Source organism: Aeromonas sp. 601039 (assembly GCF_049174415.1).
Classification (GTDB): Bacteria; Pseudomonadota; Gammaproteobacteria; order Enterobacterales; family Aeromonadaceae; genus Aeromonas; species Aeromonas veronii_A.
Genome location: NZ_JAAKTL010000009.1, coordinates 1 through 19,848, shown reverse-complemented (window position 1 = coordinate 19,848; position 19,848 = coordinate 1). Strand labels below are relative to the sequence as shown.

Here is a 19,848-nt window from a genome sequence, read left to right as displayed (position 1 = left end):
GAGGCGTCAGCCTCCCTCTGTGCTATCCAGTGACCGGTTGGATCACTTGGTTTTCGGTGCGACTTTGACGGCAGGGGTCTTGGCGTGGGTGGCTTTATGGTGTTTTTTCACCACCTTGGTCTGGGTCGCCTGCGGCGCGGCTGTCTTGGTCGGGGTGGCCGCCATGGTGAAACCGGAGGTGAGGGCGAAGACGGCAGCCAGGGTCAGGGGAATGATCTTTTTCATGTTCAATTTCCTTATTCGGGTTGATGTTATGGAGCGTTCTCCATGACAGTCATCCTATGACGGTTGCAGTGGCCCTTCAGTGAGCGGTTGGTGACGGTTTGTATCCAAATGTACAGGCAGGGTGAGGCAGAAGCGGGCGCCGTGGTCACTGGCCAGCAACGCCACATCCCCCCCGTGATGACGGGCAATGCTGCGCACGATGGCCAGCCCCAACCCGGTGCCGCCGGTGCGACGATCCCGGCTCTGATCAAGGCGTACGAACGGCTCGAAGATCTGGGGCGCCAGCGCCGGATCGATCCCCGGCCCATTGTCGCTCACCTCCAGCAGATAGTTCTCCTGCAGCCGCGAGATGGAGAGGGTAACCTCGCTCTCGGCGTAGCGCAGGGCGTTGCTGATGAGGTTCTCCACCGCGCGCGTCAGCAGACGCTGATCGCCGCACCAGGGCATGTGGCGTGGCGGCAGATCGAGGGTGAGCCTCTTCTCGGGTGCCAGCGCCTGCCAGTCGCCAAGATGCGCTTGTGCCCAGTGGCTGAGTTCAAGCTCGTCGCGCTGCAACGGCAACTCGGGTCTATCCAGCCTGGCGTAGGTGAGCATCTCTTCGATCAGGGCGTCCAGCGCGCCCAGATCTCGCTCCAGCGCCTGCTGCTCCTGCTCGGCAGGGGCTGGAGCGAGCATGGCAAGCCGATAGCGCAACCGGACCAGCGGGGTGCGCAACTCGTGGGCGATGGCATCGGTCAGTTGCTTGCGGCTGGCAATCATGGCCTGCAATTGGGTCGCCATTTGATCGAAGGTGCGTCCCACCCGGGCCAGACTGCTGCCCGGTGGCAGATTGGTTCGGCAGGAGAGATCCCCATCGCCCACGCGACGTGCGGTTTGCTCCAACTGTTGCAAGCCGCGCCAGTGGGGACGCAGCCACAGAAGGATGGGCAGGCCGAGAGAGAGGCCGATCACCAGCAGCAGCCCCACATCGACCCAGTGCAGCTCATGCAGGTAGGAGAGGTAGGGTACAGGGCCGACAATCAGCACCCGGTCGGTATCGGGGATGCGCTGCAGGAAGGTGTCATCCTCCTCGACGATGACAATGTTGCCGGCAGCCAGAAAGGCCTGATCCTCGCTGGCCAGCGGCTGGCGCACCAGCTCGCCGATCTTGAGGGGGAGGGTAAACTGACTGCTCTGCTCGGCCAGTCGATCGGACCAGCGCTCTGGCGGGGTTCTTGCCAACTCGCCGGTCAACAGGCCAAGAGAGCCCTGCATCATGCGTTCGAGATAGCGATCACCCGCCCGTTCGGCGGTCACCTGATAGACCACTCCCACCAGCAGGATGGCCAAGGTGAAGCAGCCGATCAGCAACAGATAGAACTGGATAAAGAGACGGCGCATGGCGGTGCTCCCGAAAGAGGGTTATTCCCAGGCGTGGGGGACGAAGAGGTAGCCTTTCTGGCGCACCGTCTTGATCCGGGTCGGGTTGTCAGGGTTATCACCCAGTTTGCGGCGCAGGCGGGAGATGGCCACATCCATGCTGCGATCCTGACCGTCGTACTCCCGGCCGCGCAAGCTGCGAAAGAGAGCTTCCCGCCCCAGGATCTGGCCGGCGTGACAAGCGAGTTCCCACAACAGATCAAAATCGGCGGTCGAGAGAGCAATGCTCTCGCCATCGAGGCGCACATCTCGCCCCGGGCCATCCACCCGCAGCCGACCAAATTGCAGCTGCTGGGGAACGCTGCTGGTGGCTGCCGGTTGGGTTGATGCTTGCTGGTGCTGGCGAAACTGCACCCTCAGTCTGGCCAGTAGCACGGGGGGCGGGGTGGTTTTAAGGATGTAGTCGTTGGCGCCCAGCTCCAGACTCAGGATCTGGTTCATGTCGCTATCCAGCGAGGTGAGCATTACGATGGGGCCGTCGAAGCGCGGCCGCAGATCCCGACAGAGGGACATGCCATCTTGCCCCGGCAACATGATATCGAGCAGCACCAGATCGGGCTGTTCGGCCTCGATCCGGGCCAGCGCCATGTCCCCTCTGGGCTCGAGGATCACTTCCATATCGTGGCGGCCGAGCCAACTGCTGATGAGCTGGCCAATCTCGGGATCATCTTCGACAAAAAGAATGCGTTGCATAGAAAAGCTCCAACGGGAAGCAGGAGAGAAGAAGAGCGATCAGCATATCAATGGCGCTTGGGAAATACAGAAAAAGAACCGGGCAGGCTGGTGCGTGGGGGAGTGTGGCTGTGTGTATCGATGGGGAGGCGCGAATCGTGACAAATGGGCAGAGCCGCGTTTATCGATCTGGAGGATGATGGCCTTGTAGACAAGGCAAGGCGCTGTCGGGCGTAAAAACAAAAAAACCGGCCAAGGCCGGTTTTTTTGTGGTGTAGACCAGAAGGTCACTGCACCAAGTCGATGGACATCACCTTGCGGCGATTATCGACAGAATAATGGGGTGGCTGATGGGGCTCGAACCCACGACAACCGGAATCACAATCCGGGACTCTACCAACTGAGCTACAGCCACCACTAAAATCTTCATCAACACTCGCCAATCCAGAAGAAAAGGAGAGCATCAATGGCGCGCCCTGCAGGATTCGAACCTGCGACCCACGGCTTAGAAGGCCGTTGCTCTTCTAACCCCTTTACTTAGGTTACCACAAGTTACTACTAAGCGCTTTATGGTGCGGATGATAGGCTGATAAGTCGCATAAATCAACAAAATTTTATAGCTTATTGATTTGACCAACCCCCTATTAGATCTTACCATTAAGTTAACACATGGAACGTCATGTTAAAGGAGTGTTGCTTTGAGGTTGGGTGAGAATTCTCCAATAGGTAGGTCTCATGTTGTGATCATCCAGAAGTTGGCTGATGTCTCAACCATGAAGCTACCAATGTTATACTTGATTACTCCAAACGGGCTGTCTGTTTTCTGGCCTCTTGTTGAGTACTTCAAAGCTCGCCCAAATACTAGCTTGTCGTGGGCCAGACAAACGTCTAGAGCGCTGGGCCTGCTATATGATTTCTCCGTTGCTGTCGCCGATTTAGGTCTATCAAGACAAGAGCTTTTCCGGCGGTTCTCGCTGTCCCTTTGCCATGGCACTATTGATCCCGAGACCTATCAAGACAAGACAGGTCTTTATTGGGCCCCTGGTTCGGTTTCTGTGCAAAAAAAGATGTGCTCTAGCATAACTAGGTTTATCGCTTGGAAAGATGAAACCAGCAGGAAAGAGGATCCGGTTTTCCTTCGGTATTTAGAAGAAGTCCCACCTAGCCTAAGGAGGCTGCTGACGGCTAGTAAAATAATAGCCAGTAAATCCATGCTATATCACACCAAGGACGTCAACATGCTGGCGGAAGGGTTGGATAAGGCGAGGAAGTTTTTTGGTATGGAATTGGGTAATGATCCACGAGAGTCGATAGGTAACATTCGAACTGTCAACAACTTCCCTTCAGAGCTAATTCCTCAGCTAATAACACATGGCTTTATTCGTGATCCTCATGCAACTGATCCATTTGAACGAGAGGACATAACGGCCAAAATGATCACTATATTGCTTGCAGGCGGTGGGCTTAGAAAAGGGGAACCATTTCATCTCTGGTTTAATGATGTCGTGCCTGAACCTGCTAGAGGGTGCGCAGTAACCTTATTTCATCCCTCAGGCTCACAAACAGGTTTTAGAGGCAACAAACAAACCAGAGAGCAGTACCTAGCTCAGAGGAAAATGTTACCTAGAAATCGGAGTGGTGCTAGCAGAAGTCACCATGCTACTTGGAAATCTCTGGCCGTAGATAAAAAAACGCTGTCAGCGCCTGTTTATTTCATACATGAGTCGTACTCGTTCCTGTTTTGGGAAATGTATTTGCTCTACATGAACCGCTATCGTCCTTCACTAATGAAGAGTTACAAGGCTAATCACGGAACAGAACATCCATTTTTATTTGTATCTAATGGTGAAGATCGTGGGGCAGGCATCAGCTATCGAGGTGCTCCTTACTCAATGGCTGCATTCGATAAATCTTTTGAGAGGGCTCTAGGGCGGTTGGAGAAAAAACTTGGGCGGAAGTTGCCGCGTGGTCGAGATTATGGACTCAATCCGCATGCGTTACGGCACCACGTTGGACATGTAATGGCCGAAGCTGGAGTTGAGCCCCAGATAATTAAGGATGTAATGCACCATCGAACCATTGATGCTCAAGAAGCATACAAAAAACTACCACCAGATAAGGTTCAGAAGATCTTGGCCAGTTACACACTTAGCTCACAACTAAACAATATAGGAATGGTCAAATGAAATTGCGCGGTATCAGTGTAAGAAATGGCAACGCAATTGAACAAAATGATGAAATAACCCTATCTGTGATGATCATTTCTCCTTTTGCTGCATCCAAGGTTTCAAGAGAGGTTGAAAATGCGTTTGAGCGTTTGATAAAAAACTACAAAACGTGTAAATGGATGGTAACGTCTGAATTTTTTTACGCTAGATATGGGCAGTCGTACATGCCCAAAAATTTAAGAAGGCTACTTGTCCCAAAGTCAATAGTAGATAGGCTTGAAAAGGATATAGCCTCTCATGGGGTTGCTAATAGCCCAAAAAGTGAGCAAGCAAGAGCCACTCTCGTCAATAATATTATCACTGCTGCGAGTGAACTTCTTTTTCTGATGGAAAGGGAATACCTTAATGACGTCACTATGGAGGACTGGGAGGAGTTTTTAGCTCCTATAAGAACCGCCGACGGGGACCGGTATATTAATGATCTAAGCATTCATGATAAAGCAGGTTTAAAGGGGGTAGCTCAACTACTAACTTTAATGGTAGAAGGGTATAACTTCTCTAAGGCGATTCACGTAAAACGCTCAGATAAAGTCAACAAAGGCGAGGATCTTCTGGCTAAGCCGCCTGAGCATCTTGTTTCATGGGTTGAGCGTTGGAACCACTATATAGAATCAACTCGTAACTTTACGCTAAAAACTTATCATACTGCATTTCATCGATTTCGTATCTTCTTGGAAGATGTCTATTTTGGCACCCAAATACCATCGCCAGAAGAGTTCTTTAGCTCACAACCACCCGTAGATTTCATAGCATGGTCGGAAGCAAAGTTTCATGAAAAGTTATTTTCCAGTGAGGCCGCTCTCTGCGATTTTGTAAGATACAACACGAACTTTTCCAACTGGTTTATCGAAACCTATTTATCTGACACCGAAGAAAATGGTGATAAATTTTCTGCCGCATACCCATTAGTTCGTCCGCAAGCACTTAAATCTTTTTTTAATTCGCATAAAAGTGATTTGGATGTGCCAGGATCTTCTACCAAGGAGGTTATGCCATTATGGCTTAGAATGAGGTTAAGGGATTTGCTCTCAGGAGAAGATTATGCATGGCCAAAAACATTAAGTAGTGAATATAGTGACCATTTAACAAACGAACTAGGTGAGCCTCTCTGGTTACCTTCAGTTACATATATCTACCTGATGATGTTAGAAATTCCAGTTCGGCGTATCCAGTTGCTACGGTGTGATTCTGGAGAGGGCGATACTAAGCAATTCTCACCAGAGTTAAATAAATGGATTGCAAATAAATCAAGTACCGCTAATTTTTGGAAAAACGATCCTAAAGCTAGAGTTTATGACCGTGGTTTACTGAGAGAATCTCGCTCATTTGAAGAAAGTGACCAGAATCTGGTTCTTTACATAAACTCCAATAAAACAGCAGACAAAGATGTGGGGTTTAGTGAATTCTCTGGTTATGAAATTCCTTGGAAGCATCCCGAAATAATCCGTCTGGCAACAGAGTTAAGAGCATGGCAGGAAAAGTATAATCCGTGTTACAATCCTGTCTCTGCCAGAGAAATTCCAGATTCTGTATTTCCTCAAACAGCCAATCAGGCTATCGCAGATAGTATTCCTGACCGTTTTTATCTTTTCCGTTCGGGCATAAACTCGAAACGAAGTGCTGCAACTAGCATGGTCCCTCCAACTGAGCGTTCTCTAGTTCAGTATTGGAATCTGGCAATGGCTGAACTGGAAAAACAGCTTAATGAAGAGGGACTGGATATCCAACTTGTTCTTAATTGGAATGAGGTTGGACAACCCCAATTAGTATTCTTTACACCTCACGGATTAAGGGTTGCGGGACTAACCTCACTGGCAGAACAAGGGGTTCCAATTGATGTGCTTAGTAAGCTTGTTGCTGGGCACAAAAGCTTGACCATGACCCTCTATTACATAAAACATTCGGTAGCTCACGTCACAGAAATACTGAATGAGGCCAGTCACAATATCCTGCTAAGGGAACAGGAAGACTTTGCTCGGTGGATTAAGAGTTCTTCGTGGGATGAGGTGAAAAAATATGCAGCATACAATAGTGAAGATGCTGCAATCGCATTAAGCAGAAATTGTACTGCCATTGTCGGTATTTGGAATGCAACCCATCTAGGAATTTGCCCATACGGTGGTACGAGGTGTTACGATGGTGGAGAAGTTATTCGTAAAAATGGGAAAACTAATACTTATGGAGCGGTTTCAGATAAAGACTGTATTAATTGCCGTCATTTCATTACCGGTTCTCCTTGGAAAATGGAGTTGATAGTACACGGAAACAAATTACTACTTGAGATAGAGAAAAAGATAAAGGCAACTCAAGATGCCACCGAAAATGTGAATAAACTTCAGGTTAATTTGAGAACCGCCGTGAAGGCTGGAGAAAAGCCTGATGCAAAATTGAGGACTGATATTAACAAATTACACTCAATAATTGAGCGCCTTAGTAATGAAACAGATACTCTGATCCGTTCGCTTCATGCGACTCATAATCTCATCAGTAAAATTCGTCAGATACCAGATGGAAGTCCTGAAGGGGGGATTGATCTTGTTGTGCACTCACAAAGCCACTTCGATATAGAATATGCTGAGTCACCTAGCAATTTCAAAACACTAGATCTCGTTGTTCAGGCTAGCAGAATTTATATCAATGACCGTGATGAAAACTATGAGCGAGAACGTGATGAGGTGATGAATATTATCCTTCTAAACAACGGATATAAGCCGCTCATGATGCTACCGCTGACAATAGATGAAAAACGGAGAGTCGCAGATAGCCTGGCAAAACTGCTTGTAACTAGAGCCACAGGAGAGGAGATAGTAGCATTGCAATCAGGTAGTGTGACCCTAGAAGAGCTTGGCTTTACCCCTAGTATGCCGCGTGAAATGGCAAGACTACAGTTATCTAGTCAGATTTTGCACAAGGAAAATGATCAATGACACCCGTAACAATTAGCCAAGTAGAGGATTTGTATCAGGAATTATCAAAAAATAGAAAAGCAGACCAAAGGAAAATGCTTGCGAATATCCATGAGGTTTGTGCAAAGCTGGTAAAACAGGGTTCAACGCCTTCTGCTGCATCTGTAGTAAAAATATTAGGAACACAAGGGTATAAGATCTCGACTAGAACAATTTACAACAAACGTAATGGCCAAAATCCTTATCCCATTTTAATCGATGCTTGGATAGAGGTTCTGGCGGCGAAGAAGGTTAAGATTACTGAGACAATTGATAATGGAGTAATCCAAATTGATGAACAAGATCTAGCAAAAATTAGTGATCCAGTTCTTCAGCATAAAATGATGATATTCATTGGCCAAGTCCGCTCGCTAAAGGCTCAAAATGACGCATTGAGAAACATCGAGAAATTACCAGTTGTATCTATGGATATAGGGACTACTAATTTGGTAGCAACAATATTGAGTGAGTTGAATCGGGAAGTTATCTCAAACCTGCTCAATCAATCTAACCCGAGTTTGTCTTTCAACAATGATGGGTGTCTGATAGCTAAGCGGCCGATTCCAGCAGGAACAGTACTTTCAGATCCAGGATTAGCAGAGGCGTTGGAAGCAATTCTGGACAGTCAAGATTTAGACTATAAGCAGAAATGACTTGTACAGTTCTAGTTATCACAAGACACCGACCTCAAACCGGAGTCTTGTTTTGGCTACTTTCGGGCATACTGCCATTGGCATCAATTTTAGAGCCTATTCAATGTGCTGTAGGGTACGGCCCCTCGATCATCTAGCATAATGGTCAGTCCGCTTCTACAAATCCTCTAAAGTTCAATGAGCTCGCCTGGTTAGGAAGTAATCGATATCCCCTTTGCAACCGAGCAACCTGTCGAGACAGCCATTGCTTACATAAGTCTGATGATTGCGTAGAACTGCTAACTGCCATCGCTGACTACCACCACTTCTTAAGTGGGTCATCAAAATGGCAATCTCTTCTAGCCTTGTTCATTAACTCCCTTTTCTCTTGTTCATTCAAACTAACCAAATTATTTGAAACTACATTAAAAAACAGTTCAGGATGAAGAATGTAGTTTGTTGAATCAAGAAATTCTTGATTTACACGAAGTGATAGGTACTCAAACCGTTCTACGAAGCTCTCGTAAACTGAGCCACTTTTATCGTTATTTTTTCTAGCTTTGTTCGCAAGAACCTCTATCTCTCGCGTCAAGAATGAGTTAACCAGCTCAGCCTGGGCAGGAGCATTTGCACACAATGTTTTAAATGAATCAACCCACCACCGCTTAAACGGAATAGAGGAAAATGCACAACTACCGCCAAGCCAGGGTGACCGATATCCAATCTCTAAATTTCGAGTCGCCTTGTTTGAAGACAAAGGGAAAAATTTTTCAATACTATCGAGTCGTGAGCTGAGACTGAAGCCTGCTGTCCCCTCTGCTTCGTATACCTCACCAGTGTTGTAGCTGCCAATATGGTGGTATAGAACCGTACCAAAGGGGGCGCTACGTTGGTCTTCTACTAACTGGTATAAAGCAAAAGACCTACAATCTCCCAGATCCCACCCAACTTTTAAATCTTCACACAGGCTAGCGTTGGTAGAAAACGTACTATTGAATTCATTTATGATTTCGGAATACGTATCCATATGTTCCCCTACCTTAACTCACGTAATTAGCTATCATAAGCCTGCCTTGACCTTGATGGTAACCTTGCACTGGTCATCCTTAATCCCATAACCAGTACATCCCCAAAAGTCACCATACTGACCATTACGGATTTTCATTGGTCGTCCGCACTCAGGGCATATTTTAATTTTGCAACCACAAAGCGAATTATTGCAAACACTCTCATTCCTTGTATCGATTGAGGGTGAGTGGCATTTTTCACACACTCTAGCCTTTCCTACAGGACAGCCAAAACCTGTGCTACAAGCATAGAAATCACTATACGGCCCCTTGACCAACCTTAGATAGCCATCTGTACAGTATGGGCACTTGAACCTTTTTTTTGATTCCTCACTGAATGCTTTTGAAACAACATTTATCTTGTATTTTGGCGAGAGTAACTCCGTCACAAAATCGGATGGTGCTGTAGGATTGGCAATAATGTAGACTTTCTTCCTTGCTCGGGTAATGCCTACATACAGGAGACGCCTTTCCTCAGAATGAGGATATGGGTCTAGAGATGGCAGCAGGGATTCAACTATAAGGTTGTCTTTATTTTCATTAGGGAATCCCATCTTTCCTTGAAAGAAGCCGATTAAAATTACATAGTCTGCCTCTAACCCCTTAGATTTATGGAAACTCCAGAAGTTAACATTGCGCAAATTATTCGTCTGTTTTAATGCACTATTAGCCTCATTTAAAAGATAGTTATAACGAGCAATAACGGCGATGCTTCCAGTCGCATCATTTTTTCTAATCTTTTGAACAACCTCAGCGACTCTTTTATTCAAACCTCCTTTTTCTGGGGATTTGTCATCAAGCAGATAAATCTGTGAATCCTCAACCACAGTATGCGTTTCTATATACTTTTTATACTGTTCAGGATTTTCCATAATGAACTGACCAGCAGTATCAGCAATACTATTGTTATAGCGGAAGGTCTTTTGTAGCTTAGTAAGCGTATAGCTACCAACGATTTCACCAAAGCGAGTTGTTAGCTCTAACTTTCCACCATTAAATCTATAAATTGACTGCCAATCATCACCAACGACAGTTAGTGATGGCTGTGGCCCATTTTTAATGATGGTCTGGATGAACTCCATTCGAACTGTTGATATATCCTGGAACTCATCAACCAGTATGTATCGCCATTCAGGAATATATTTTCCAGCATTAACCTCTTGAATTGCTCTGATTATCATGTCATCAAAATCAATTGCATTCTGTTCTCTGAGCTCACTGATATATGCATGATGAAGCAAATCCAAGATTTCTGAGAGCTTCTTGGAATGATGCACTCCAGTAGTCTCGAACCTACTCTGTATGGACTCTTTCGTGAGGCGTTCAACTCGAATGGATTGGAGGGCTTTTGTCAAAAGCTCACCCCAGCCTGTGATATGACCCATATCACGCAGCTTGTTGAACAGTTCATCAGAAGATAATGGATTAAGAACGACACCATTATCTAACAGCTTTTTCTTGAGGTTTTCCAGTAAAACACCCTCTATCCATTCATAATGGAATGTCTCAATTAAAACAGTTTCACATTCATTATGCAGCATTCTTTTATTATTAATGGACTGATTATAAGAAACACGATCTATATCCGGCCTGGTTCTTCCATTACGGTCTATACCAAAATGTTCAATATAAAGTTCAGGTTCTATGATTTTAAAGTCTGGGCGATAGTCAAAACCAATATCGATGCGCCGTTTGGTCACATATGGAGACTCATACTTATACTCAACACCATTCTCATAAAGGAAATTTGCTATAAGGAGTTCCTGGTAACCCTTAACGAGATCACTGTTGAGGGTTCTAAATTCGTTGTCCCTGATATACGCTTCATATTCTGATTTCGACTTAAAATCAAAAGGGTTAACGGGTTCTGGGAACATGTTTATAAAGTCATAAATTCTATCGATATCTGATGATAAATACTCTTCAAGCCATGAGGTGACCCATAATTTTAGCTTTACGTCATCCTCAGTAAAAATAGATATATTGGTATCAACGTTTGAATTACGTAGAATCATCCTTCCTAACGCATGGAAAGTAGCAATATCTGGAGTCGATTCTAGCTCAATATTAGACTTCTTAGCTTTATCTTCTAGGCGTTCACTTAGTTCGCCCGCAGCAGTCTTATTATATGCAAGAACCAAGATCTCCGATGGCTTCGCTAATCCTCGGTCTATCAAATCGAGGGTCTTAGCAACCATGACGGATGTTTTTCCAGTACCAGCTGCTGCAAGTACCATATTCCTATCATTTGAACGTAATACGCCTAAACGCTGTTCATTAGTTAATGGATTTGATTCTACTACATCAAAGAACTCTTTTCTTTTTATAAGTTGATACTCTTCGTGCTGCTCGCGTATGTAGTCAATATTAAGAGGATGGTATGATATTAGGTTTTTTACCTTCTCTATTAGTTCAGGATTTAAATATCTTTCCCATTGTTCGCTCTGGGCCTCATAGTCGCGGCTCAATGACATACATATCTGAGCAAGATTGATCACCCAAGAATCTCTTGGGTACTCGTCAAAAGCAAGACTATTAAACTCAGTAACTTTCTGCTCTATTGTTGTTGTAATGTGTTTTGCTATTAAAGTATTTAGCGACTCAACGAAGCTATCTGAATCAGCGCATCTAATAAATTTGTGTTTCTTAGTCTTACTTCCAATTTTGTAGGTAAGTATTCCGCCTAGGAGTTTTCGTTCAAAAGTTGCAAAACTCCTGAAATCGGATGCAGAGTCATTTTCTAAAATAGTATCTTTTTTTGAGGATACTAAATTATCTCCCTGCACAACAATAGTATCTGAGCCAAGGATTTTCCCAATGAAGTTAAATGAGAGCTTGGCTATGGAATCATTCATTAACAACTCTCTAATTAATGCGTCATGCGACTTATTTACTTGCCCACAAGTTGTGGTGCCAAATGAGTGATATCGTAACAGATTACAGGCGTTGTTTGGTCACAAACCTATGAGTAGAGAAAACTAGATGAGAGGGCGATCACACGGAGCTGCATCTAAGTTGTGGTTTGGGCTTGTGAAGACCTGGTGTTGTTTGACCTCAAGAGCATGTGACATAGCGTACAAGTCCCATGGGACTGGCAACAATGTAGCGCTCCATGCGGCCAAGTTGGCGACAAGCGGGAAAGCAGCTGGCTAGAGTTATGGTTGTATACAAGTTGATAGGGTTTGGTATGCCTGTTCTCAAGCCAGTGAATAAAGGGGGCAACTGATTGGGTAAGGGTGATCTGACTTCGATTTTGATAAACAACGTTGAGTTGTATTCGGTTCTTACTAGTGGTTTGATATGTGTATCAATTAGCTCATGTATTCTAAACACATCTTCATTATGGAGCACACAAATGGCATCACCGTCAATAGAGGTTTTCCCCGTAGGTAACGGAGACATGACCTTAATCACCACTAAAAATAACAAAAAGATTTTGATTGACTGCTATCGAAGAGCAGGTAAAGAGTACGATTACCTAGAAGATCGTCTGAGAGAGCGCCTGAACACTGACGAGGATGGCCGCCTTTATGTGGATGTGTTTGTTCTTACCCACCCTGATGCAGACCACATAACCGGATTTGACACCATGTTCCATACTGGTGTTCCAGATGGCTGGAGTGATAAGTCCAACAAAATTATCATCAACGAAATTTGGTCATCACCTCGTGTATTCCGCCGAGCGACAGCAAAAGGGGCAGATGGCAACAACCCCCTTTGTGATGATGCCCGAGTATTCAATACAGAAGCTAAGCGTCGAGTTCAACTCTATCGGGATAGCAAGCACATTGGCGATGCAGGCAATCGTATTATCATCCTTTCTTCAGATGAAGATGGCAAAACAGATGATATCCAGCCAATTGTTGCCGATCTTTATACATTGTTCGGTGATATGTCCGGTATAGATGACAACTCTCTTAATGCTTTCTTGCTTGCTCCTGCCGATAAACAGGAGGTTGCCGAAGACGAAGAAGAGCTTACAAAGAACAACTCCAGCGCAATCATTCGCTTTGACTTGACTAATACTATCTACAATGACGAACTTGCTTGCAATATCACCCACACGCACTCAGTTCTCATCGGCGGCGATGCAGAAGTTAAGTGCTGGGAAGTTCTTCATGACAAACTGAAGGCTACGGGTCAACTTGATGAGCTTGCCTATGATGTTCTTCTGGCTCCACACCACTGCTCTTGGCGCTCACTCTCTAATGACAGCGAATCGCAATGCGAAGATCCTCAACTGAATGAGTCCGCCCATGCTGCCTTGAGCTTCGCAAACCCAAGCGCATTAATTCTATGTAGCAGCCAAGAATTTGGTGAAAAGACACCTCCATCACAACGTGCTAGGGATGAATACGAAAAAATTCTTAAGGACAAAAAAGGAGGCGAGTTTTTGGCCGTAGTGGAGCAAGGTGAGGATGCTGATGGCAATCCGAATTCACTCATGATCACTTTCACTGAAGGCAAGCCAAAGAAAACAAAAAAAACACAAAAGCGTGACTTCTCGACGGTTGCTAACCCCGCAGCGGTTTCTAAGAGCGGAAAAAGTACGTATGCCTAATGTTCAGCTGACCTCAATTGAGGTACTAAGCGAGTACCTTTCTGACAGGTATTCGGCTGAGCGACTATCTGAAGGAGAGTTGCGGGGCTTGGGGATTACCTCAAGCCCCTATGCAGCCAGTTGGCGTATCCAAACTGACATCAGGCACCCAGACTGTGGTAATGAGATTCAATTGATTGTTGCGGCTAGACCTACTTTTCCCTTCATTGTTCCGCACATCTATACTCACCCCAAACTGGAAGTCTTAAAGTACCCTCATGTTGAAGAGCAAGGTAGGCTTTGTGTATGGGGGGATGAGGTTTCCTTTGACCCGCAAGACATTGCTTATGTTGAACACCTAATCAACGATAGTCACTCTTTGGTAGAAAAAACAATCTCAGGTGAACTCGATGAGGACTTCTACACTGGTTTGTTAAGTTACTGGGCTCGTTCTTATACCCCCTCACCAAAGGAAGAGAAGGCTACCTGTTTATGTAACGTCAAGATCCTTACATCTAGACAGGTTCATGTAGCTTATGACAGCACCAAAGGCGTCATATTTGCTGACACCAAAGATGAGCTCAATGCTTGGCTGAAAAACATTGGCCTCAAGCCGAGCCACAAACACTGTTCTACCACACTCCTTATTAATCTGACTGAAGCTTGGCGGCCATCGGAATATCCAACGACACTTGGTAATATTTTGTCGATACTGGAAGCCCAATGTGTCAATCACAACCAAGCGTTAGATGCAATCGCATGTATCTTGGGTTCTAGTCTCAATAATCCTGCATTCTTAGTACAAACCAATACAGTCAACGGTGCAATTATCACTGCGATGAGGTGCGTGGGTGGCATTAGTACAAGAGGTCATGCCGGACAAGAAAATCTGCCCAAAGCAAAAGCTGGAAATGGTTTTAGAGATAACCGTATCCCTTTACAATACCTAAAAGCTAGATGTTCGCAAATTGCTATCCGTGGAATAGACGTAGAACGCAGAGACGCATCATGGGTTCTAGGTAGAGACTCGAACCCATGCCTCCCAATAACCAGTGCAACTACTATTGGTATTATCGGGCTTGGCTCTGTAGGTTCAAGTCTTATCCCTCTACTTATTAAAGCTGGGTTCAGTCAGTTTGTTTTATGTGATGGTGACTCGCTTGAGGCTGCAAATGTCGGCAGACACCTTCTTGGCATGAACTACATAGGCACCAATAAAGCGGAAGCTTGCAAAAGTTATATTCAGAAGAGCTACCCATGGGTAAATGTTTTGTATGCAGGGTGTCGTAAATGGTTTGACGACGAGAAGGCTATAGAAGCACTTACAACAAAATGTGATTTGGTCATAAGTGCAACAGCAGAATGGGCATCAGATAAAGCCATACAGGAAATGATAGAAAATGACAGACTATTATGTAGTGTTGTCTTCTGTTTTACCGAAGCACATGCTGTAGCTACCCATTGCTATGTAAATATGGCCGGTAGCTTTAGCTATGGGTCTCTATTTGATAACACAGGGAAACTCCAAGAGAGCTGCGCCAAGTTTGACCATCAAACCACTAAGAAAACACATTTTTGTGGTGGCGTATTCCAGCCATACGGCGGTGTAGAACTTAGCTTCGGGCATAGCATGATAGCTGAAACTGTCACTGAGCTTGCTTGTGAAGGCATTTATGAAGATTGCTATCGTGTATGGGTAGGGAGCCGAAAGCTTCTGCAATCAGTAGATGGCACATGGAATCCAGGTTGGGAAGAAAAGTATGGAGAGATTGGCGATGGCTCTAGAATCCTCAGCGTTATCTAGTCAGGCTGCGTCTATTGAGTTCACATCCCTCTCTTTACATGGGCTATCAGTGAATTTTTCGGAAAACGCGATCAACCAATTATACCAGCACAAACAAACTGGTAAAAAAGATGAAGCTGGTGGTTTTCTGTTTGGAGAAATCGATTCCGGTGTGGTGACGGTCTTATCTGTATCCTCCCCCAGCAGCGCTGATAAGAGGTCTCGCTTTGGCTTTTCATGGAATAAACGAGAAGCCAACAAAACAATACAGGAGAGATTCAATATGGGATTACACTACCTCGGTGATTGGCATACTCACCCTTGTTGTAATCCAACCCCTTCTTGGGATGACACCCAATCGATCCGAAGTACCTTTCTAGAATCTGAACATCAGCTTAATTATTTCATCATGCTGATTCTTGGAACTGCGGGGATCGAACAAAGTTATGTCGCTTTAACCGACGGTAAAAAGGAATATCGATTTAATGCAAAATGAAATTATACAAGAGCAGCTAAACACCAGAAAAGAGCTGCCCATACAACCGAAAGCCTACACAAAAAGAGATTTTTTCTGTGCTATCGCTGTTGGCATCTATCTTCTTTTGCTACTAATGCCTTCCATTGGGTACTGGTACATGGTCACAACTAATGCCCCCCCTCCTTGGGTTGTGTCGATTAAGCAAGTTATCGAGTGCGTGCTGGTAGCAGTTAGTGGTGGCGTACTGTATTGCTTGCGGGCGGTGTATTTGAATTATAGTGTCAGAAAGCAATGGGATGAGGTCTGGGTTGTTTGGTATTTATTACGACCATTTGCGTCAGGCCTGATGGGTTTCGCCACTTATTTGATTATCTCTGCTGGTCTTGTGGCTGTTGGTTCGCCTTCAGCTGAGCACCCAGAGAAATTACTTTATGTCCTATCATTTTTTGCAGGTCTGAATGTAGATGGATTTTTGAAAAAATTTGAGGGACAGGTGTCCAGTTCGGTAAAGGTTAAGGAAAGCAGACAAACACAAGGTTCGTAACCTTCAGCCAAACGTTGCTTGACCTTAACCTCTTGCCGCCCACCACCTAGGGTGGGTAAAGCTCTATCGGCACACGGCAAGTGATGAAGATTGCAACTGATGCTGACTATCGCAGTTACCTCTCACTCACCTACGAAGGCCAAGACCAAGCGTATGACCCAGTGAACCCTGTTGTTCGGCATACCAGAGAATATATGTGGTATTTATGATGTATATACAACATTTATTATTTCCACCATGATATGTGCATCGTATGTACAGATCTAGTTATCACCTTACACAAATCTAAAACTGGTGTCTTTTTTACGCTACTTTCGTGCGCCCTTCCTTTGGTATCAATTTCAGAGTCTTCCACCGTACTGCATCCATTCCCCCTCCCTGATTACCAGTCCGCTCCTACGCACCCTCTAAAGCTCAATGAGCTCACCTGGGGAGTGGTCATACATCTAAATCCAATTGGAACTTGACGAAGTTCAAAACAATCAAATGTAAGTGTATGATTTTTCATGAAAGTGTTGTAACTACTGATGTAGTTAAAGCATCCAATTTAACTGAATAAACTGATGTGCTTTTATACATAGATCCATTTGTGGGTAGGATAGAGATGGCAAGAATCCTGATGACTCGCGCCCTTGACGACAACGGCCATATAGTTGATGTCAAAGAGGTTGTGAGTGGCAAAGGATGCAATTGCACATGCATAGGTTGTCAGGGCGTTGTCTGGGCAATGAAGGGGCAAGTTAAAGCCCATTATTTCTCTCATGAGCCTAATTCAGTCGAACAGAATGCCTGTACCTGGAAGCCGGAAACGGAAATACATATCCTAGCTAAAGAGGTTTTAGCAACGGATAGGCAGTTGTTACTGCCTATTGGAACTATAAATCCAATACATCAAAATATAGCCTTTGATGAGATGGTATGTGAGGTTTATGAAGGCAGAGTTATACCTGATGTTATTGGGTTCATCGAGGGAGAGAAGGTTCTCATCGAAATTGCAGTTACGCATTTTTGTGATCGAGGGAAAGTTAAAGAATTAAAGAGGGTGAATGCAACCTGCATTGAACTTGACCTGAGTGGATTTCGTGTGAAAGGAGAGATAATATCAAAAGAAGAGATAAGAGATTATCTAAAAAAATGCCCCAAAAAATGGGTGTCTGTAGCCCCTGTAGGCAACTTCTCCGAAATGATTTACTCCCATAATAGACAACAATTATTATCTTTACAGCATCAGTATTCATCTTTGAGTTCAAAGCACCAGACAGAGGTTAAAAAACTTAATGCAGAATTCGAAGCGATAAAAAATACGCGCGAATCAGAACTAAGCGATATGCAAAGAGTGATTCAACAGTCTCGGCATGCAGAAGGCAAGGCTAACGCCATTTTAAAAAGATGGGAGAGAGTGTTAAAAGAAAAAGAGTCGTCCATTTTAGAGGCACAGGAAAAAATAATCCTATTGGAAGATCAATACAGAAGCTTTGAAATGGAATTGAAAGACCGTCTCTATCATATACAAGATGAAGTTGATCAAAAGCAAGATTTACTACGTGACCTTCTTAATTTAGATGAACTTAAGGCAGAGTTTTATTCACAGGTTGATGATATAAATAGAACAATTAAAGCTAAAGAGGCTCAGCTTGATGCTGGTGAAGTCGAAATACGTAGGCGTTCAGCCTCCTTAGACCTAATACAGAAGAATTTAAATGATAGCCTCATCTCGCTGCAAGAACGAGAAGAGGCTCTAACAGAAAAATCAAAAGACTTGGCAAGCATCATTGATATTAAAGCAAGAGAGCTGGCTAAAGTAATGTTTGAGCAGTTGTTGAAAGAAAAATCAAATGAGATAAAAGCACTAGAGGAAAAAGAAAGGAAAGCAAAAAAAGATATTGATGATTTAAGGCGAAAATATAGTTCATATATCAAAATTCCATGATTTTCAAATACTGATTGTGTAGGTGTGGTTCTCACCTGAAAACCATTTTTTATCTAACCATTGACTGACAGCACTTGATCTCAAGAGCACGCCACATAGCGTACAAGCTCTATGGGCTCTATGGGACAGCAACAATCAAGCCTCATGCTGCCGTGTATGGCGACAAGCGGGAGAGTTCGGCGTATCAACGTTCAGCACCATCCTTGACGATACAGAAAACCAGAAATTTCTACGTTAGTAGGTTTACGAAAGCGCATACGTATGCCAATATTTTCTTGTGAAGATGTTAGTGTTGCTGACTAATCGCCGCACTATGGTTTATATCAGTATAATAGAGAGGTGAAATTGCCATGAAAAGGATTCTTCTAATACTCATCTCTTTTATTATATCTGTCGATGTAACTGCAAAAGAGACAATCCATTGGGTTCAATATGATATCCCTCCATTTTATATTAAGGATGGTAGCTATTCAGGTAGAGGTGTGGTTGATGTTACTGACGCTATGATCAGAGCTGAATTGCCCCAGTATAACCATGTGATCATATGGGCTAACATCGCCAGGATCCGGCATATGATGGAGCAAGGACAGAAAGTTGTTTGTGGAAATATGATAAAGACACCTGAAAGAGAGAAGTATCAAACATTTTCTACTTTTCATAAAACACTATCAACTGCACCACATGTAATCATACCATCCAGTGAGCTTAACACTTATAAGCAGTATATAATTGATGGAGACGGTGTTGATTTGCTTCGGTTGATTCAATCGAAGGATAAACTTGGCTATTTCATAGCATCTCGTTCATATGGAAGTAAATTTGACCTCGCAATTAAAGATAAAACAAATAAGAGAGTTAACTACTCTCTCAATGCTCCGATGGGTAATGTCCTGGATATGCTATTAAAAGATGTAAATGGTTTTACCGTCGCATACCCAGAGGAAATTATCTATTACACAGAAAGTAAGTTTGGGTATGGCTCATCAACAGTATCTGATTTAAATAAAAAGGCTTATCTAGGGAAGTTCAAAGTGCTTCCGATAGCTGGACAGCCAAAAGAAATATCAACTTATGTTGCTGCACCGAAAACTGAGTGGGGTTATAGAGTTATATCTGATATCAATGAAGCGCTATCAAAGTTAAAATCTAATCCAGCATATATTAATGAAGGCTATATGTGGCGTGACTTACCTAACCATGATATGCGTTAGGGAAGGTGCGAACAAGTCCCTGATATGAGATCATGTTTGTCATCTGGAGCCATGAAAAAGGGTTCATCATGAGTCATCAGCTCACCTTCGCCGACAATGAATTCAGCAGTAAGCGCCGTCAGACCAGAAAAGAGATTTTCTTGTCCCGCATGGAGCAGATTCTGCCATGGCAAA

Annotated in this window: 14 protein-coding genes, 1 tRNA gene and 1 pseudogene; 10 read left to right on the top strand and 6 right to left on the bottom strand. The window is 44.4% G+C overall.

What is annotated here, in order from left to right; all coding sequences use genetic code 11:
• Positions 1-42: 42 nt before the first annotated feature.
• From G5195_RS09445 to G5195_RS09430, 4 genes are all read right to left on the bottom strand, one after another.
• Positions 43-225 carry a hypothetical protein gene (locus G5195_RS09445; protein WP_042055686.1) on the bottom strand — a complete coding sequence of 61 codons (183 nt, stop codon included), beginning with the start codon at positions 223-225 and terminating at the stop codon, positions 43-45.
• 54 nt (positions 226-279) lie between these two features.
• On the bottom strand, positions 280-1,605 hold the full coding sequence (rstB, locus tag G5195_RS09440; protein ID WP_421231570.1) for a two-component system sensor histidine kinase RstB: 1,326 nt from the start codon (positions 1,603-1,605) through the stop codon (positions 280-282).
• A gap of 21 nt (positions 1,606-1,626) precedes the next feature.
• Entirely contained in the window at positions 1,627-2,337 is a 711-nt protein-coding gene (rstA, locus tag G5195_RS09435; protein WP_216977836.1) for a two-component system response regulator RstA, read from the bottom strand.
• 318 nt (positions 2,338-2,655) lie between these two features.
• Positions 2,656-2,731: transfer RNA gene (locus G5195_RS09430), tRNA-His, on the bottom strand.
• A 370-nt stretch (positions 2,732-3,101) separates the two neighbouring features.
• Between G5195_RS09430 and G5195_RS09425 the strand changes: the two genes are divergently transcribed.
• Genes G5195_RS09425 through gmtX form a run of 3 tightly spaced genes read left to right on the top strand, consistent with a single transcriptional unit; the run spans position 3,102 to position 8,142 of the window.
• Positions 3,102-4,502: a tyrosine-type recombinase/integrase gene (locus G5195_RS09425; protein ID WP_421236053.1), complete on the top strand. Its 1,401-nt coding sequence runs from the start codon at positions 3,102-3,104 to the stop codon at positions 4,500-4,502.
• Complete coding sequence (locus tag G5195_RS09420; RefSeq protein WP_182927755.1) at positions 4,499-7,471, top strand: VPA1269 family protein; 2,973 nt, start codon at positions 4,499-4,501, stop codon at positions 7,469-7,471. Before G5195_RS09425 ends, G5195_RS09420 begins: the two co-directional genes overlap by 4 nt.
• A complete protein-coding gene (gene gmtX / locus G5195_RS09415; protein ID WP_236319824.1) occupies positions 7,468-8,142 on the top strand; it encodes a gamma-mobile-trio protein GmtX in 675 nt (224 codons plus the stop codon). The genes G5195_RS09420 and gmtX overlap by 4 nt, the downstream gene beginning before the upstream one ends.
• Before the next feature lie 295 nt (positions 8,143-8,437).
• On the opposite strand, the gene G5195_RS09410 is transcribed toward gmtX, so the two are convergent.
• Both G5195_RS09410 and G5195_RS09405 read right to left on the bottom strand, forming a co-directional pair.
• Positions 8,438-9,148: a hypothetical protein gene (locus G5195_RS09410; RefSeq protein WP_421236052.1), complete on the bottom strand. Its 711-nt coding sequence runs from the start codon at positions 9,146-9,148 to the stop codon at positions 8,438-8,440.
• A 33-nt stretch (positions 9,149-9,181) separates the two neighbouring features.
• Entirely contained in the window at positions 9,182-12,043 is a 2,862-nt protein-coding gene (locus tag G5195_RS09405; protein ID WP_421236051.1) for a UvrD-helicase domain-containing protein, read from the bottom strand.
• A 545-nt stretch (positions 12,044-12,588) separates the two neighbouring features.
• On the opposite strand from G5195_RS09405, the gene G5195_RS09400 reads away from it, so the two are divergent.
• The 7 genes and pseudogenes from G5195_RS09400 to G5195_RS09370 form a co-directional block, all read left to right on the top strand.
• Entirely contained in the window at positions 12,589-13,749 is a 1,161-nt protein-coding gene (locus G5195_RS09400) for a hypothetical protein (RefSeq protein ID WP_376901214.1), read from the top strand.
• A gap of 88 nt (positions 13,750-13,837) precedes the next feature.
• Complete coding sequence (locus G5195_RS09395; RefSeq protein WP_421236050.1) at positions 13,838-15,532, top strand: ThiF family adenylyltransferase; 1,695 nt, start codon at positions 13,838-13,840, stop codon at positions 15,530-15,532.
• On the top strand, positions 15,504-16,007 hold the full coding sequence (locus tag G5195_RS09390) for a Mov34/MPN/PAD-1 family protein (RefSeq protein WP_376901212.1): 504 nt from the start codon (positions 15,504-15,506) through the stop codon (positions 16,005-16,007). Before G5195_RS09395 ends, G5195_RS09390 begins: the two co-directional genes overlap by 29 nt.
• Complete coding sequence (locus G5195_RS09385; RefSeq protein ID WP_159158219.1) at positions 15,997-16,533, top strand: hypothetical protein; 537 nt, start codon at positions 15,997-15,999, stop codon at positions 16,531-16,533. Before G5195_RS09390 ends, G5195_RS09385 begins: the two co-directional genes overlap by 11 nt.
• Positions 16,534-17,137: 604 nt before the next feature.
• Positions 17,138-18,463 (top strand): hypothetical protein, encoded by a 1,326-nt coding sequence (locus G5195_RS09380; protein WP_421236049.1) that lies wholly within the window; start codon positions 17,138-17,140, stop codon positions 18,461-18,463.
• A gap of 350 nt (positions 18,464-18,813) precedes the next feature.
• Complete coding sequence (locus G5195_RS09375) at positions 18,814-19,674, top strand: TIGR02285 family protein (protein ID WP_421236048.1); 861 nt, start codon at positions 18,814-18,816, stop codon at positions 19,672-19,674.
• A 68-nt stretch (positions 19,675-19,742) separates the two neighbouring features.
• Positions 19,743-19,848: pseudogene (locus G5195_RS09370) on the top strand (IS5/IS1182 family transposase); the annotation flags it as partial.

Bases quoted from the DNA above. Each gene is read 5' to 3' on its own strand.
- G5195_RS09445 (WP_042055686.1), bottom strand. From the start codon at position 225: ATGAAAAAGATCATTCCCCTGACCCTGGCTGCCGTCTTCGCCCTCACC.
- rstB (WP_421231570.1), bottom strand. From the start codon at position 1,605: ATGCGCCGTCTCTTTATCCAGTTCTATCTGTTGCTGATCGGCTGCTTC.
- rstA (WP_216977836.1), bottom strand. From the start codon at position 2,337: ATGCAACGCATTCTTTTTGTCGAAGATGATCCCGAGATTGGCCAGCTC.
- G5195_RS09425 (WP_421236053.1), top strand. From the start codon at position 3,102: ATGTTATACTTGATTACTCCAAACGGGCTGTCTGTTTTCTGGCCTCTT.
- G5195_RS09420 (WP_182927755.1), top strand. From the start codon at position 4,499: ATGAAATTGCGCGGTATCAGTGTAAGAAATGGCAACGCAATTGAACAA.
- gmtX (WP_236319824.1), top strand. From the start codon at position 7,468: ATGACACCCGTAACAATTAGCCAAGTAGAGGATTTGTATCAGGAATTA.
- G5195_RS09410 (WP_421236052.1), bottom strand. From the start codon at position 9,148: ATGGATACGTATTCCGAAATCATAAATGAATTCAATAGTACGTTTTCT.
- G5195_RS09405 (WP_421236051.1), bottom strand. From the start codon at position 12,043: ATGAATGATTCCATAGCCAAGCTCTCATTTAACTTCATTGGGAAAATC.
- G5195_RS09400 (WP_376901214.1), top strand. From the start codon at position 12,589: ATGACCTTAATCACCACTAAAAATAACAAAAAGATTTTGATTGACTGC.
- G5195_RS09390 (WP_376901212.1), top strand. From the start codon at position 15,504: ATGGCTCTAGAATCCTCAGCGTTATCTAGTCAGGCTGCGTCTATTGAG.
- G5195_RS09385 (WP_159158219.1), top strand. From the start codon at position 15,997: ATGCAAAATGAAATTATACAAGAGCAGCTAAACACCAGAAAAGAGCTG.
- G5195_RS09380 (WP_421236049.1), top strand. From the start codon at position 17,138: ATGGCAAGAATCCTGATGACTCGCGCCCTTGACGACAACGGCCATATA.
- G5195_RS09375 (WP_421236048.1), top strand. From the start codon at position 18,814: ATGAAAAGGATTCTTCTAATACTCATCTCTTTTATTATATCTGTCGAT.